Annotated in this window: 14 protein-coding genes; 6 read left to right on the top strand and 8 right to left on the bottom strand. The window is 45.4% G+C overall.

What is annotated here, in order from left to right:
* Positions 1-16: 16 nt before the first annotated feature.
* From fmt to N39L_RS08145, 4 genes are read right to left on the bottom strand one after another with little or no spacing between them, the layout of a single operon-like run.
* Positions 17-1,000: a methionyl-tRNA formyltransferase gene (gene fmt / locus N39L_RS08160; protein ID WP_014274890.1), complete on the bottom strand. Its 984-nt coding sequence runs from the start codon at positions 998-1,000 to the stop codon at positions 17-19.
* Positions 1,001-1,035: 35 nt separating this feature from the next.
* Positions 1,036-1,893, bottom strand: coding sequence for an OmpA family protein (locus N39L_RS08155; RefSeq protein WP_014274889.1), 858 nt, complete (start codon positions 1,891-1,893; stop codon positions 1,036-1,038).
* 32 nt (positions 1,894-1,925) lie between these two features.
* Positions 1,926-3,008, bottom strand: a complete 1,083-nt coding sequence (locus tag N39L_RS08150; protein WP_014274888.1) for a DUF4335 domain-containing protein — start codon at positions 3,006-3,008, stop codon at positions 1,926-1,928.
* Positions 3,005-3,610 (bottom strand): DUF3038 domain-containing protein, encoded by a 606-nt coding sequence (locus N39L_RS08145; protein WP_006619418.1) that lies wholly within the window; start codon positions 3,608-3,610, stop codon positions 3,005-3,007. Before N39L_RS08145 ends, N39L_RS08150 begins: the two co-directional genes overlap by 4 nt.
* An 81-nt stretch (positions 3,611-3,691) precedes the next feature.
* On the opposite strand from N39L_RS08145, the gene N39L_RS08140 reads away from it, so the two are divergent.
* Positions 3,692-4,207, top strand: coding sequence for an adenine phosphoribosyltransferase (locus N39L_RS08140; protein WP_006619417.1), 516 nt, complete (start codon positions 3,692-3,694; stop codon positions 4,205-4,207).
* Positions 4,208-4,210: 3 nt separating this feature from the next.
* Complete coding sequence (locus N39L_RS08135; RefSeq protein ID WP_006619416.1) at positions 4,211-5,209, top strand: ABC transporter permease; 999 nt, start codon at positions 4,211-4,213, stop codon at positions 5,207-5,209.
* 74 nt (positions 5,210-5,283) lie between these two features.
* Here the strand turns inward: N39L_RS08135 and pip are convergent, their stop codons facing one another.
* A complete protein-coding gene (pip, locus tag N39L_RS08130) occupies positions 5,284-6,231 on the bottom strand; it encodes a prolyl aminopeptidase (RefSeq protein ID WP_014274887.1) in 948 nt (315 codons plus the stop codon).
* A 25-nt stretch (positions 6,232-6,256) separates the two neighbouring features.
* A complete protein-coding gene (locus N39L_RS08125; protein WP_014274886.1) occupies positions 6,257-6,769 on the bottom strand; it encodes a hypothetical protein in 513 nt (170 codons plus the stop codon).
* 195 nt (positions 6,770-6,964) lie between these two features.
* Here N39L_RS08125 and N39L_RS08120 point away from each other — a divergent pair, with 195 nt between their 5' ends.
* Positions 6,965-8,185 carry a M20 metallopeptidase family protein gene (locus N39L_RS08120; RefSeq protein WP_006619413.1) on the top strand — a complete coding sequence of 407 codons (1,221 nt, stop codon included), beginning with the start codon at positions 6,965-6,967 and terminating at the stop codon, positions 8,183-8,185.
* Between the two features lie 120 nt (positions 8,186-8,305).
* Positions 8,306-8,824 (top strand): DUF3172 domain-containing protein, encoded by a 519-nt coding sequence (locus N39L_RS08115; protein WP_043468144.1) that lies wholly within the window; start codon positions 8,306-8,308, stop codon positions 8,822-8,824.
* Between the two features lie 6 nt (positions 8,825-8,830).
* Here the strand turns inward: N39L_RS08115 and N39L_RS08110 are convergent, their stop codons facing one another.
* Positions 8,831-10,231, bottom strand: coding sequence for an AMIN domain-containing protein (locus N39L_RS08110; protein WP_148261846.1), 1,401 nt, complete (start codon positions 10,229-10,231; stop codon positions 8,831-8,833).
* A 117-nt stretch (positions 10,232-10,348) separates the two neighbouring features.
* On the opposite strand from N39L_RS08110, the gene N39L_RS08105 reads away from it, so the two are divergent.
* Both N39L_RS08105 and N39L_RS08100 read left to right on the top strand, forming a co-directional pair.
* The gene (locus N39L_RS08105; protein WP_014274883.1) at positions 10,349-10,903 is read left to right on the top strand and encodes an NUDIX hydrolase; all 555 of its coding nucleotides are present in this window, start codon (positions 10,349-10,351) and stop codon (positions 10,901-10,903) included.
* 80 nt (positions 10,904-10,983) lie between these two features.
* Positions 10,984-11,955, top strand: a complete 972-nt coding sequence (locus tag N39L_RS08100; RefSeq protein WP_006618434.1) for a succinylglutamate desuccinylase/aspartoacylase family protein — start codon at positions 10,984-10,986, stop codon at positions 11,953-11,955.
* On the opposite strand, the gene N39L_RS08095 is transcribed toward N39L_RS08100, so the two are convergent.
* Positions 11,918-14,563 carry a PAS domain-containing protein gene (locus N39L_RS08095; protein WP_231852128.1) on the bottom strand — a complete coding sequence of 882 codons (2,646 nt, stop codon included), beginning with the start codon at positions 14,561-14,563 and terminating at the stop codon, positions 11,918-11,920. The genes N39L_RS08100 and N39L_RS08095 overlap by 38 nt on opposite strands.
* Between the last annotated feature and the right edge of the window lie 203 nt (positions 14,564-14,766).

Raw genomic sequence — 14,766 nt, 5'->3', positions numbered from 1 at the left:
TTGCATAGTTCTAATTTTAATCAAGAATTTCTCCGATCGCTACACGAGTGCCATTGACAAAATCCCAACCGGACTGAACCCGTTTTCCGGGTAACTTGACTTCGGAAACCAATAGGTATCCTGACCCGGTCTGAACAATTGGGCCGAAGCGTTTGGCGATCGCCACAATTTCGCCAATTTTACCGGGGTTAATATCGGCGGTAGACAAACGAGCCAATGGTGGAGGCAATTCTGTTTGGGGAACAGAACCCAAGGGAACCGAGCCGCTAATTTTCAAACTTTGTCCCCTAAAGGTAGTGACACAATGGGGATAAAAGGCTCTAATTTGGTTATGGAGGGCGGGTGCAGATTTTGACCAATCAAGTTGATAATCTTCTGGCTTAATGAGAGGCGCTAATGTAGCTTGAGTATGATCTTGGGGAATAGGTTGTATAGTTTGCGATCGCATTTGTAGCAAAGTCTCGGTTAAAAGTTCCGCCGCCATATGAGCCAGACGTTCGGCCAAATTAGCCGCTTGGTCTTCCCAACTAATGGGGGTGTAACTCTTCAATAGCATGGGGCCTGTGTCCATGCCTTCATCCATCAACATGGTAGTAATTCCGGTTTCAGTCTCCCCATGATATAAGCACCACTGAATAGGTGCCGCTCCGCGATATTTTGGTAAAATCGAGCCGTGAGCGTTGACACATCCTAATTTAGGGATCTGCAAAAGTTCCAGGGATAGGATTTGTCCATAAGCGACTACCACAAAAACATCAGCTTCAACTTCCCGCAAGTTAGCTAAAGTTTGTGGATCTTTTTTAATGCGACGGGGTTGCCAAACCGGTAAACCTGCACCCATGGCGATCGCCTTTACCGGGGAAGGGCTAGTTTTGCTACCACGTCCCCGTCGTTTATCTGGTTGAGTAACCACCCCAACCACCTGAAATTGCTCATCAGTCAATAATCGCTGCAAACTAGGCACAGCAAACTCAGGCGTACCAAAAAAAACCAGTCTCATGTATCAACTTTCCTTTGTGTTTAGATTTAGGTTTTTCAGGGGGGGGTAATGGCAACTTCAATGCGGCGGTTAAGTTGTCTATTGATGTCCGAGGTATTTTCCAACGCTGGGCGAGTCATACCATAACCGATCGCCACCCAATGATAAGCCTGATCGTCCACAGCATTAGATAGGTATTGCACAATTGCTTCAGCCTGTGCCGAGGACAAAACCAGATTTTGCTGACGGCTGCCACTATCATCAGTATGACCTGCCACCCGCACTACTGCCCCCCGATAGTTTTGCAGATCTGGAATCAAGTTATCAAGGATAACATTAGCCCCAGGGCGCAATGTGCTACTACCTGGGTTAAATAAAATATCACTGGGTAAAGTCATGATCAAACCATTTCCAGATCTAGACCTAGCAGTGCGGGGAGTTGGTGGCGGTATATTTTCCGCCTCCGGGGAACTAGGGGCTGTTAATTGCTGTTCTATAATTTGTAAGCGCCTCTCCAAGGTTTCTGCGGGCCGACTATTACCGATTTGAATTTCTAGGGCGGCGGTGCGACCGATCAAGGCATTGAGATCTTGCTGTAATTGTTGGAGTTGGGGTTGTAAGGTTTGTTGGACTTCTGGAGTTAATCCCGTAGGCGGCGGGGTCGGAGTCGGGGTCAACGGAGTTTCTGAGGCTGGGAAAGAGGGTTGATATTCTGGCGATCGCCTCAGTAACTGTTCAGTTAGGGGCATTTCCGAACTGGTGTTTGGGTAAACTTGAGCCACAGCCATTCCCAGTAGCCAAGCCACAGCACCGCCTACCCCCAACAATAACAGACGAAAAATGAAGGACAACAGCCCCACCAAAACCCCGGAATTGGATTTAGGGGAAGATTTACTTGGTTTTGGATCTGCCATGAATTTACCCTCAATTGCCTTGCGAATGGTTATCAGTCTTGCCAAGGACGCACTTCTAACGGACCTCCGGGATGATTAAATATCACCATCATATCTGCTTGGGGTTCTGCTGGGTCAGGTCCTACCTGCTGAAAGCGTAACTCTGATAAAGGAATAGGAGCCTCTTCCTCTGGGGTAACATCGTCAACTGCTTCATAATCTATAATTTTGCCATCACTGGCTACTGTAACCCGATAAACTAGGGTTCGGTTAATGCGAGCAACCCATGCCTGGTTTATCTGAACAAACAATTCTCGCTGTAATCTCTCAATTTCCTGGGGGTCATCAATAGATGGGGGTGAGACTAAATTGGGTTGTAAGGGAATGGTAGCACCGGGTTCACCGACAGTGAGATTTTCCCCGTCTGGGTCTGTATTAACTCCCTGTGGTGGAGATTGTTCGGCTGATTGTGGTCCCTCAGTTTCTGATGGGGGTTGGGTTTCTGTGGACTCTTGAGGATTAGGTTCTAGGGGTCGCCTCAACTCTGGAACTGGCAGAGCAAATAATGCGATCGCCGCAATAGCCAATCCTGACACACCTACCGCTGCTGGTATAGCTCTTTGGGCAACAGATTGCTCTGGTTTAGTATAACGCTTAGGAATAGCTTTTAACTGTAACGAAAGCTCAGGTAAAGTCCCAGAATCAGCTAAAAACTGATCCACTGCTTCCACCAAATCAAATAACTGCACCGTGGTTAAATCTAATTCCACAGGGGATGTAGGATCGGTTTTCATCTGGGAATCCCCATCAACGGGGGTATTACGGACAATCAGGCGGTGTAAATTGCTGTCTAGTCTGCGTAACTCCACCATGGGAACCTCAGCAGCAGTGTTAGCAGAGGGGGGATGTGATACGCCGCTGAGAAACTCTTGGGCGTATTGATTCACCTGTTGCAGTAAACACTCGAAAAACTCTTTCCCCCCCACAATAGGCTGAGGATAACCGACAAAATGGCACTCCGCATTCATCAATAGCGATAAACGGGGCCGAGTTTCTGAGGTATTATCTGTGGGACTACTCAACCCATGCAAAATCAGCTTGCAGTTAGGCAAACTGTACTGACGTATAATCGTCATGCTATCTCTCCATCAAACAGACTGATCCAAAACCGTTGCATCCCTGCAGTGCCTGTACAGAATAGCAATTTTCCCAGCAAAGCGATCGCCAAATCATTTACTTTCTCTGGGGAGTTGTAAGCAATTACACCCGCGCGCCTCGGATTCATCCGACTACGGAAGTGAGCCTGGAACCTTTCCAGATAGCTATACAATTGCAAATGCTGTTCTATGGGGATTTGCTTGCGCTGCATTTGCTCAAAGTCAATCAGCAACTGGCGGATTCTCACTGTTAACTCTCGACTCATCATAGCAATAATCACCACTAAGGCTTTAGCTTCTTTCAGAGTCAGGGGTTGTCGTTGGCTGTAGCGTCGCAGGGGGTTGGTGCTACGCAGTCGCCATAACACGACTCGATTGGGGATAATTCCTTGCAATTCTAACTCCGATATCTTGACCAGCATTCGTTCCGAACTCCCTAGGGCCAGGGCTTCAATGGCTAGTAACATCAGGTCGATTTGTAATCGCGCCCGACGGGGACATCCTTTGTCGGAGATGGGTATATCCGGCAAACTGTCTAATATGACTGGGTTTAAATTAGTTTGGTAGGGTTGTACTTGCATTATGCTCACAGCAACATCGATTCCAAGACAATATATAGTTAAAGACTGGTTAGCAAATCTCCTAATATTTACATTACCCTGATGGATCTTAAATCTTTTATTCGCGATATCCCAGATTTTCCTAAGCCCGGTATTGTCTTTAGAGATATTACTACCCTGTTAAGGGACTCTCAGGGCTTGCGCTATACCATTGATACTTTGAAGGATAAGTGCGATCGCCTCTCCCCGGATTATGTCGTGGGTATGGAGTCCCGTGGGTTTCTGTTTGGGGTTCCCCTGGCTTATCAGTTGGGTTGTGGGTTTATCCCCGTGCGAAAACCTGGCAAGTTACCAGGACAGGTCATCGCTGCACAATACCAGTTAGAATATGGGAGCGATCGCCTGGAAATGCACATTGATGCCATGCCACCAGGTAGCAGGGTTCTGATTGTTGATGATCTGATAGCTACCGGGGGGACGGCAGCGGCGACGGCTCAATTGGTACAAGAGGCTCAGTGTCATTTGGTGGGTTTTGCTTTTATCATCGAGTTAAAGGCTTTGGGGGGACGAAATCAATTACCTGATGTCCCTATTGTCACTTTAATTGATTATGACTGAAATATGAGCATTGACTATGATAACTTCTTGTATGTGGCGAAACGACTTTTTCAGGCGCTGATTACTCTGCTATTGGCTTCTGTACTGTGTTTTGTCATCGTCCAACTGGCTCCGGGTGATTATCTTGATAAATATATCAATAATCCCCAAATTTCCCAGGAAACTCTCAATCAGTTTAGAGAACAATTCGGATTAGACCAACCTCCTATTATCCAATATTGGAATTGGCTTACCCAAATTGTCACTAGGGGGAACTTTGGCTATAGTTTTGAAAATCAGCGATCGGTCACTGATTTACTCTGGGAAAGAGTCCCCGCTACCTTGTTGTTAGCTATTTCTTCCCTAATTATAACTTGGGCGATCGCACTTCCCCTAGGAATTTTAGCCGCAGTTAATCAAAACCGCCGAGTCGATCGCACCTTACAAGTGATCAGCTACACTGGCCAAGGATTCCCCAGTTTCATCACCGCCTTACTGTTACTATTTTTAGCACAAAAAACCTCCCCCCTCTTTCCCGTTGGAGGTATGACCAGCATAGACTATCCTGATTTGTCTCTCCTGGGGAAAATCGGTGATATTGCTTGGCACATGATTTTACCAACTTTGGCTTTAAGTATCACCAGTTTCGCCGGTCTACAGCGACTCATGCGCGGTCAATTACTCGATGTTTTACGTCAAGACTATATCCAAACTGCGCGCGCTAAAGGTCTCCCAGAAAACCGAGTTATTTATGTTCACGCTCTCCGAAATGCCATCAATCCTTTAATTACCTTATTAGGATTTGAATTCGCTAGTTTGTTAGGTGGCGCTTTTATTGCCGAAACCTTTTTTAACTGGCCGGGACTAGGAAGGTTAACTTTAGAAGCAGTTAGACAACAAGACCTTTATCTAGTTATGGCTAGTTTAATGATGGGTGCTGTTATGCTGATTCTGGGTAATCTTTTGGCGGATTTATTGTTAAAATCAGTAGACCCTCGCATCAAACTCGAAAACCTGAATTAATCCCCCCTCCGGTGCATCATACCCCCGTTATATCCATCCTAACCCCTCTCCTACACTGGGAGAGGGCAGTTAACCTATAAAGTGGCAAATTTATCTGATATGTCAATTAGGGCTTTTTGAATGCCTGGTTCACTCATGGAATGTCCAGCATCAGGAATAATAATTAACTCCGCTTCTGGCCAAGCCTGATGCAATTCCCAGGCGGTTTTCATGGGACAAACTACATCATAACGACCCTGAACGATCGCCCCTGGAATATGACGGATACTCTCAACATTAACTAATAGTTGGTCTTCCGATTCAAAAAAACCTTGATTGACAAAATAGTGGCATTCAATTCTAGCGAAAGCCGTGGCAAAATTGCCATCACCAAATCTTTCGATTAAATGCTGATCTGGTAATAATTTACTGGTGCTCGCTTCCCAAATTGACCAAGCCTTAGCCGCCGCCAATTGTATCTGGGGGTCATCACTGGTTAAACGACGATAATAAGCCGAGATTAAATCGTGACGTTCTTCTGGGGGAATAGGTTTAATATATTCCTCCCAAGCATCTGGAAAAATATAGCTTGCGCCCTCCTGATAAAACCATTGTAGTTCGGCTTTTCTTAACATGAAAATACCCCGCAAAATTAACCCCCGACAATGCTGGGGGTAAGTCTGACTATAGGCTAGGGATAGGGTGCTTCCCCAACTACCACCAAACACCACCCAACTGTTAATATTTAGGTGATTTCGCAGGTGATCGATATCTTCTACTAAATGCCAAGTCGTATTTTCTTCTAATTCTGCATGGGGGATACTTTGACCGCATCCCCGTTGGTCAAACATGATAATTCGCCACTTTTCCGGGTCAAAATATTGACGATATTCTGGTAAGCATCCGCCGCCGGGTCCGCCATGAAGGATGACAACGGGTTTACCTTTTGGGTTCCCGGACTGTTCAAAATAAATGGTATGCAAGGAACTAACTTGTAGTTTTCCTTCGGCGTAGGGTTCTATGGGAGGGTAAAGTTGGTTCATTTTCGAGTTATCAGAAGGTTGGTAATTAGTGTTTGATGGTGAGGGGATAAACGGCTTGAGAATTAAGCTGAAGTCTGCACATTTCTCGCCTAGCTAAACCGTCAGCATAGCACTGATTAACTTCTGTGGTTCCGTTTTCGGAGACGATCGCTTCTATGAAAAAAACTTGGGGAACCTCGGAAAAAGCCCAGCCAAACTTCCCAGTTTCTCCGGGTTGTAACTCCCCGGGAATAACGGTAGCTTCGTGGCTTTCGACTTCTACTAAAGTATCACCTTCCTGGCGGTATAAACGATAAACTACTTGTAGCGATCGCATTACGTCAGAACTATAATTAATCAGTCGCCCTTCTACGGTATAACTTCCCGCTGTTAGGGTTTCATTTTTAACTATTTGGATGCCACTAATTTGGAATGGCTGATTTTGGGCTAATAGCAATGGAGATCCAGTAACTATATGGGGAACTGATATAGCTTGGTTGGGGAAGAAGGTTCCCAGTCCTAATGCTGAGATTAAGAAAATCCGCGAATAATTTAACATAGGTCTAATCTGACATATAATGGTGATGGTGGTTAGCCGGGCTAATAATTACCCAGGATAGCACCACTCCAATTTTATCGCGATCGCTGTCGGTTTTGATCGCCCGAAGCCAGAAACAGGCAAAATTCCCCTAGGGCTGATCATCTGCTAAAATTATCATTAAATTAGTACACCCACTGCCATTATCAATCATCTATGACTGCAACTGTCTCCACTCCCCACCGGGTGATCACCGAGAAAATTCGCCCGGAAATTCAAGCACTACAGCCTCAGTTAGTTAGCTGGCGGCGACATATTCACCAATACCCAGAGTTAGCATTTCAAGAAAAATTAACGGCTAAGTTTATTGCCGAAAAACTAGGGGAGTGGGGAATTAATCATCAAACTCAAATTGCCGAAACCGGAATTGTAGCCATTATTGAAGGTCGTCAACCGGGGCCAGTTTTAGCAATTAGGGCAGATTTTGATGCTTTACCTATTCAAGAACAAAATGAGGTAAGTTATAAATCTTGTCATGATGGAATTATGCACGCTTGCGGTCATGACGGACATACAGCGATCGCCCTAGGAACCGCCTATTATTTATCCCAACACAAACAGGATTTTTGTGGTACAATAAAAGTCATATTCCAACCTGCTGAAGAAGGGCCGGGCGGCGCATTACCCATGATTAAAGCCGGGGTGTTAAAAAATCCTGATGTTGAGGCAATTGTGGGGTTGCATTTGTGGAATAATTTGCCATTGGGGACGGTGGGGGTGCGCGCTGGTGCGTTAATGGCGGCAGTAGATATTTTTGAATGTCGCATATTTGGGAAGGGGGGACATGGAGGGATGCCGCATCAAACCATAGATGCAATCTTGTTAGGTTCCCAAATTGTTAATACCCTGCAAACCATTGTAGCCAGGAATGTTGACCCCTTAGAGTCTGCTGTGGTGACTGTGGGTTATTTCCATGCTGGAGATGCTCATAATGTGATTGCTGACCAAGCGACAATAAAGGGGACAGTCCGCTATTTTAATCGTCAATTACATGACTATTTTAGCAACCGAATAGAGTCAATTGTGGCGGGAATTTGTCAAAGTCATGGGGCGAGATATGAGTTAAATTATCAACGAACTTATCCCCCAGTAATTAACGATCCATCCCTAGCCAATTTGGTCAGAAGTGTAGCAGAATGTGTGGTAGAAACACCAGCGGGGATAGTGCCAAAATGTCAGACTATGGGAGGTGAGGATATGTCATTTTTCCTGCAAGAAGTACCGGGGTGTTATTTTTTCATGGGGTCTGCTAATAGCGATCGCAATTTAGCTTATCCGCACCATCATCCTCGGTTTGACTTTGACGAAACCGCCCTAAGTATGGGGGTAGAAATGTTTGTGCGGTGTGTAGAAAAGTTTAGCGCTGAAAAACCCTAACCGCTGAAATTATCGCCGCCAAATACCAAAGAGCGATCGTCATGTCTACAATAGGAGGCAGAGCGTTAAAATGCAGCTCTCGGTAGAGAATAAAAATTGATCACGGTATTCCAAAAGCTCATGAAACGTAGAACTAAGCCCACATCTCCCATAGCTTCCGCCTTTAACTATACCGCTATGGCCGTGATAGCAGGCGTTCTGGTGTTGGGAATTGGTATAGGTATGGCGATAAGTTCCACCGCCACCCTAACCCCCCAGAATGTAGCATCCAGCGAATTCATTGATCGCAGCGCTCCCAACCCAGAAATCTGTGTTAAATTCGGAGCCAGTGCCATGGTGACAGATTTACGGGTATTTGTCACCCTGAACCCCTTTAGCGTTTTCGTCGGTCAACCTAGGATGCAACCAGGATGCGTTCTGCGGACCAGTAACTGGGCTCTACTGAGACAGCGGAACCTGATCACCGTGGAAGAGGAAAGAGACTGTAAACACCGAATGAACACCTTTGGCTATACGGGAGACCTGAACGATGATGCAGAGGTAAGCTGTATCTACCAAAACAATAGCGCCCAGAACGATTTTCTCAATCAATCGGGTCTAGTCCCGAACCGTCCTAGATCGGGGACTGATGGCTTTTAAAATCCTTTAAAATCGTGGGCTAGTTGGTAAAGCTGGGGTAATTCCCAGCAAAAAGTCATTTTGGGCTAATTCCTGAACCAATCGGACTTGGACAACCTGACCCGGTTCAAGAATATGCTGTTGAGGGGAACTAATAGCCCCAACAGCAGCCCCTCCCACAGCCCCAGCTAGGAATCCTAATCCATCAAAACCACTAATGAGGAATCCTCCCAAACCGCCAATTCCTGACCCAATAGCCACATTTTCCGGCTTAATTGGTCGCGCACCTGGAATCCAAGTTGATTCAGCCACAAAGGGAATGCTACGACCTTCTAAGTTAATGGCTTGGGCGACAAAACGGGTTCCCTGATTAGTGGTTTCAAACCTTCCGACTACGGGGGTATCTGGAGGTACGACAAAATTACCTGCTGCGTCTACAATTCCCCCTTGGAGCAGTAAAACATCTTGGCGGTTGAATTGAGATTTTAGGCGCACATCGTCAATTCCAGGATATTGGAGGGTGATAGTTGTGCCGACGGGTAATAGGATACGACGGTCGGGGCGTTGGGTTTCTGGTAGGGGTAGGGGTCGAAAACTTTGGCTAGGTGGTGGTAATTCTGTGGGTAGAGGTTGACCATAGGGGATAGCCGCAGTGGTGGTGGACATGGGGAGAATTTGAGTTCCGACTGGTTGACTGAATGTATCTGGTCTCACCAAGTTGGTTTGGGTGGGGCGATTTAGGGGAACTCGCAGAAACTCAACATCTGGGAAAGTTTCGGGTTGAGGATTGGGTAAGGCGCTGATGGGGCGAGGTTGGGAGGTGAATTGGGGGGAAATATTGGCGGAGGTGGGAGACTGGCTTATGGGAGTTGTCGGGGCTGCTGTGGTTGTGGTTAAGTTATTTTCTGCGGGGGGTTGACGACGGGCTAACAACACGGGACGCAATACCCACTGATTTTCTACGCCAACTCGTCTCAGGTCAATTTCTCTGTCATCAAGAATGAAGCCGGGGGCGAAATCAACTGTCATTCGCGCTACTGTGGGTTCCAGTTGGCTAACGCTGACCCGACGCACTAAGCCGGACTCGTAGAGTTCGGTGACATTAACGCCTAAATCTGTATCTGGTAGGTCGATAATAATGCGGCTGGGTTGTTGGATGACGGCTAGTCGGGGTCTAACTCCTTCTGGTAGTTGGACTTGAACAGTTCCGTTATTGGGGTTGAGGGTCCACTGGGGAACGGTAACGGCTACAACTGTGTTGACGATCGCCTCTGTACCTACTATGAAAGTGGCGATCGCTGTAGTTAGACCTAATTTAAAAAGACTAGGGAACCGCCGCCGTGTCAATTTCCCGGTGGGGAGTGGTTGGGTTGGCGCGGCACTGGAAAAACCAAGTGACACTGGAAACGGTCTATACTTGTTTTGCATGATCGCCACATCAAAAAAAGTGTTCTGAGAAAAGCTGATCGTTACTATAGCTCATCTCTGGAGTTACTATCATGTTTTGGGTGAGAATGCAAGCCTAACTCCTAGATTCTGAAACTCATGCAAAAGTGGCAAAGATTGCGATCGCAAATGATCATAGACCATCCCTGGTGTCGGGTGCGCCAAGATGCGATCGCCCTTCCCGATGGAAACATTATAGATGATTTTTTTATCAATATTCGGCCTGATGTCGCCTTAGTTTTTGCCGTCACCGAAGACCAGCAGGTGATTTTTGTTCGCCAATACCGACATGGAGTCGAGCAGATTTTATTAGAACTCCCCGCTGGCGGTTTTGACCCCGCTACCGAAACCCCTACCGTCGCCGCCTTACGGGAACTTAGGGAAGAAACAGGTTATGTCGCCTCGTCTTTAATTCCCCTAGCTACCCTATACGATAATCCCGTCAAAGACACTAATTCTATTCATCTATTTTTGGCGGAAAATGTCCAGTTACAACACGAGAAGCAACTGGACCCCACCGAAGATATCCAAGTGGTTCTGATACCAGTGGCTGAAGTTATAGATGCGATCGCCAGCCACAAGATTCAAGTAGCCGGAACCATCGCCGCCATCTTTTTAGCCTGGGAATATCTCCAGAGGCAAAAAACTCAGTAATGAGTGAGCTATTATCTGCTATAATTATGGTATTAAGTTTATTCTTATAGTTCCGATTTCTCACCAGCGATCGTCCGTTAATGATTGAAATTTGCCGCACCCCAATTCCCCCCGCACGCACTAAGCGCATTGAAATTCCCGTGGCTCGTCTTCCCACTCAAACCATGCTCTCCCTACCCGTTATCGTCATCAATGGCTATACAGACGGACCAATACTCTGGCTCAGTGCGGCTATTCACGGGGACGAAATTAACGGCGTTGAAATCATTCATCAAGTTATGCAAAAAATTTCCCCCAAGCGGTTGCGTGGGACTGTAATTGCTGTTCCCATTGTCAATGTCTTTGGATTTATCGAACAATCTCGATATTTACCAGACCGCCGAGACTTAAACCGCTCATTTCCCGGTTCCAAAAGAGGAAGCCTCGCCTCCCGTCTAGCTAATTTATTCGTCCAAGAAATCGTCAATCACTCCACCCATGGGATTGACCTACATACAGCCTCAGCTCACCGTAATAATTTACCACAAATTCGAGCCAACTTAGATGATCCTGTCACCTACCAATGTGCGCGCGCTTTTGGAACCTCTGTGATTATTCACTCCCAACTTAGGGATGGTTCCCTACGTCAAGCCGCCACTCAAAAAGGGATTCCGGTTCTTCTTTATGAAGGAGGCGAAGCACTACGATTTAATTCCCATGCTATTTATATTGGCGTTCAAGGTATCCTACGGGTGATGGAAACCTTAGATATGTATGAGTTCAAATTTGATAACTTTCCCCTCGAACCTATAGAAGTGCAAAATACTCAATGGGTGCGTGCTTCTCGTAGTGGGATATTACAACTATCTATTGAGTTGGGGGAACGGGTATATAAGCGCCAACTACTAGGTGTTATATCTGATGCTTTTGGTGATACTAGCGTCAAAGTCAGGTCTCCTGCTGATGGATTAGTTATCGGAAATCAGCAAAATCCCTTAGTTAATCAAGGGGATGCTATAGTTAATTTGGCTCTCCTCAACTCTGAAGAGAGTCCCGTTCATATTCTGTCTTAGAATAATGTTCACTTGGGAGATAATATCGTCCGGTTTTACTTAACCCAGAAGGTCGCCGGGGAATTTCGATCGCAAATTCTGAGCCCTTATTTCGTACAGACCGACAGGTTAAATTTCCCCCATGTTTAGCCACAATTTGATAACTCATGGCTAATCCTAATCCAGTCCCACGACCCACGGGTTTAGTAGTAAAAAATGGTTCAAATAACCGATGTAGCACTTCTTCTTCCATACCCAAACCATTATCAGAAATTTTAATTGACACCCAATCGGAGCTAATTAATGCGGTGCTAATTTGAATAGTAGGCTCGAAGTCAACCAAGCCATTTTCGAGTTTTTCCACCTCTAAAATCGCATCAATTGCATTACTTAAAATGCTCAAAAAAACCTGATTAAGTTGACCCGCATAACATTCTACTTTCGGCAAATCCCCATAATTGCGAACTACTTTAATTTCGGGAAACTCATGTTTTTCTAAGGTGGGAAGTCGTCCTTTGAGCCGATGTTGTAGGATTAATAATGTACTCTCAATTCCCTCATGAATATTGACGGGTTTCATTTCCGACTCATCAAGTCTGGCAAAATTACGGAGAGACAAAACAATCTGCCTAATCCGATTTGCGCCGACCTCCATAGACTCTAAAATTTTGGGTAAATCCTCTATAATAAAACCCAGTTCTACTTCTTCAATGCGATCGCTAATTTCCGCCGCTGGCTGTGGATAATATCGCTGATATAATCGAATCAGTGCTAACAAGTCTTGCACATATTGAGACGCATAACTAATATTACCATAAATAAAGGTAACTGGGTTATTAATTTCATGGGCAATTCCTGCCACCATTTGACCCAAACTGGACAGCTTTTCATTTTGAATTAATTGTGATTGAGCTTGTCGGAGTTTTTTGAGGGTTAGTTCCAACTGTAAGGCTCTGGCGCGTTCCCTAGCTTCCGACTGTCGCAAAGCATCTTCAGCCTGTTTGCGATCGCTAATATCTCTAACTGTCCCGGTCATGCGTAGGGGTTTACCTTGCTCATCTCGACTCACCACTTGACCATGATTAAGCACCCATTTCCAACCCCCATTGTGGGTAAACATTCGGTGTTCAACCTCACAAAAAGTCGTGAGATTTTGCCAGTGTTGTTTTAAGCAGTAAATTACCTGATGGCGGTCTTGAGGATGCACCAACTTCAACCAAGAGCGAGCATGGGTGTTTATATGCTCCATGTCATAACCGAGCATTTGACCCCATTGAGGGCTAAAATAGACCTCATCAGTGGCTAAATTCCAATCCCATAAACCCTGATTAGTTCCGGTTAATGCTAACTGTAACCTTTCCTCATTAATCCGCAGAGCTTCCGAGGCTTGTTTTTGTTTGGTAATATCAAAAATTGCCCCCGCCAAACATAAAACTTGTTGGTCATCATCAAAGATACCTTGACCCTTATCATAAACCCATCTTTGGGAACCATCGGCTCGCAGTAACCGATACTCTAAAATATAGGGATTTCGTTTTTCTACAGATGTGTGAATCGCGTCTATAACCCTTTGTTTATCATCAGGATGAATCAGACTTGCAAAGCTAATCTGCCGGTTTAAAATCAAATCATTAGGGCTATAACCAGTGATAGATTCCACCCCCGGACTCATAAAAGTCATGGTGCGATCGATGTCTAAATTAGACCGATAAACTGCACCAGGAATATTAGAAACCAGGGTGCGAAATTCTCCCTGACGTTCCCGCAGCATTCTCTCAACTTGTTTGCGATCGCTAATATCTCGGATAAACACACATTGATATTCTTCACCTTTAAAGTTGAGATGATTAATCATCATTTCCACGGGAATTAGGCGACTATGTTTAGTCCGATAACGAGCCTCAATTTTTAAAGACCCACAGCGCCGCAGAATTTGCCAATGCAAATGCCAAGAATCTCGCGGAAAATCCGGGTTAATATCATGAATCGTCAATAACAATAACTCCTTGGGGGAATAACCCAACAGGCGAGAAGCTGACTCATTCACATAAATAATTTGTCCTTCTATCCCAATCCAAAAAATCGCATCGGCGGCTTTATCAATAGAAAATTGGGTGAGGGATAGGGTATCTTCCGCAGACCAGTTATTGATATTGGCATTTACTTTGATAGTTAATGGATTGTTATTAATGGAGTTGGGGGAGTTATTGGTAGCTGAATTATCTAGGCTAGATGCCAAATTATGGCGGCGAATAAACCCTAACATAGGTATCTGAAACCACCACAGCCAAAATAATATTAAGCTAGTGGCGAGTAATCCTAAAATGGCTAAGATAGCCACTACAAATATTCCCCCGACGGGATACCAGGGAATTTCTGTGTCCAGGATCTGAAAATTTCCCGCCATGACTAACCCCAAGCTGAGTAACCCAGAGTTACCGATGAAATTACCACCGCCGCGCCAAAAGGGTTGATTTGGGGTTGAAAATTGACAGCGATCGCCATAGATTGATAAGCTATTGTTGAGCATAGTCGCCCCACAGTAACTAACCAATGCGATCGCAGCAGTTAACCACAAATGTAGCCAGTTTGATAGTGCTTTTGGCAAAAATCCATGGCCCCTGACCATTAATCGATGAGGCTCATAACTTAATAAGTTGATCAAAACATATACCAGCAATTCTAGCATTTGTTAGATTATTGTTTTGGGTTCGCCTCCCGCCAGCAGAGAGAGGAGATATTTGTCCACTAGGGGAAAACCTATCTATAAGCACCCATAATTCGGTGGTTATCCCCATGGAAAAGCATAATTAACCTAGCAAATTAGTTGCC

Source organism: Limnospira platensis NIES-39 (assembly GCF_026000695.1).
Lineage (GTDB): Bacteria > Cyanobacteriota > Cyanobacteriia > Cyanobacteriales > Microcoleaceae > Limnospira > Limnospira platensis.
This window is presented reverse-complemented; position numbering and strand designations above follow the sequence as displayed.

Excerpts from the sequence above, each read along its gene's own strand:
- N39L_RS08120 (WP_006619413.1), top strand. The coding sequence starts at position 6,965 with ATGACTGCAACTGTCTCCACTCCCCACCGGGTGATCACCGAGAAAATT.
- N39L_RS08110 (WP_148261846.1), bottom strand. The coding sequence starts at position 10,231 with ATGCAAAACAAGTATAGACCGTTTCCAGTGTCACTTGGTTTTTCCAGT.
- N39L_RS08135 (WP_006619416.1), top strand. The coding sequence starts at position 4,211 with ATGAGCATTGACTATGATAACTTCTTGTATGTGGCGAAACGACTTTTT.
- N39L_RS08145 (WP_006619418.1), bottom strand. The coding sequence starts at position 3,610 with ATGCAAGTACAACCCTACCAAACTAATTTAAACCCAGTCATATTAGAC.
- N39L_RS08155 (WP_014274889.1), bottom strand. The coding sequence starts at position 1,893 with ATGGCAGATCCAAAACCAAGTAAATCTTCCCCTAAATCCAATTCCGGG.
- N39L_RS08140 (WP_006619417.1), top strand. The coding sequence starts at position 3,692 with ATGGATCTTAAATCTTTTATTCGCGATATCCCAGATTTTCCTAAGCCC.
- N39L_RS08125 (WP_014274886.1), bottom strand. The coding sequence starts at position 6,769 with ATGTTAAATTATTCGCGGATTTTCTTAATCTCAGCATTAGGACTGGGA.
- N39L_RS08105 (WP_014274883.1), top strand. The coding sequence starts at position 10,349 with ATGCAAAAGTGGCAAAGATTGCGATCGCAAATGATCATAGACCATCCC.
- fmt (WP_014274890.1), bottom strand. The coding sequence starts at position 1,000 with ATGAGACTGGTTTTTTTTGGTACGCCTGAGTTTGCTGTGCCTAGTTTG.
- N39L_RS08100 (WP_006618434.1), top strand. The coding sequence starts at position 10,984 with ATGATTGAAATTTGCCGCACCCCAATTCCCCCCGCACGCACTAAGCGC.
- N39L_RS08095 (WP_231852128.1), bottom strand. The coding sequence starts at position 14,563 with ATGGTCAGGGGCCATGGATTTTTGCCAAAAGCACTATCAAACTGGCTA.
- N39L_RS08115 (WP_043468144.1), top strand. The coding sequence starts at position 8,306 with ATGAAACGTAGAACTAAGCCCACATCTCCCATAGCTTCCGCCTTTAAC.
- N39L_RS08150 (WP_014274888.1), bottom strand. The coding sequence starts at position 3,008 with ATGACGATTATACGTCAGTACAGTTTGCCTAACTGCAAGCTGATTTTG.
- pip (WP_014274887.1), bottom strand. The coding sequence starts at position 6,231 with ATGAACCAACTTTACCCTCCCATAGAACCCTACGCCGAAGGAAAACTA.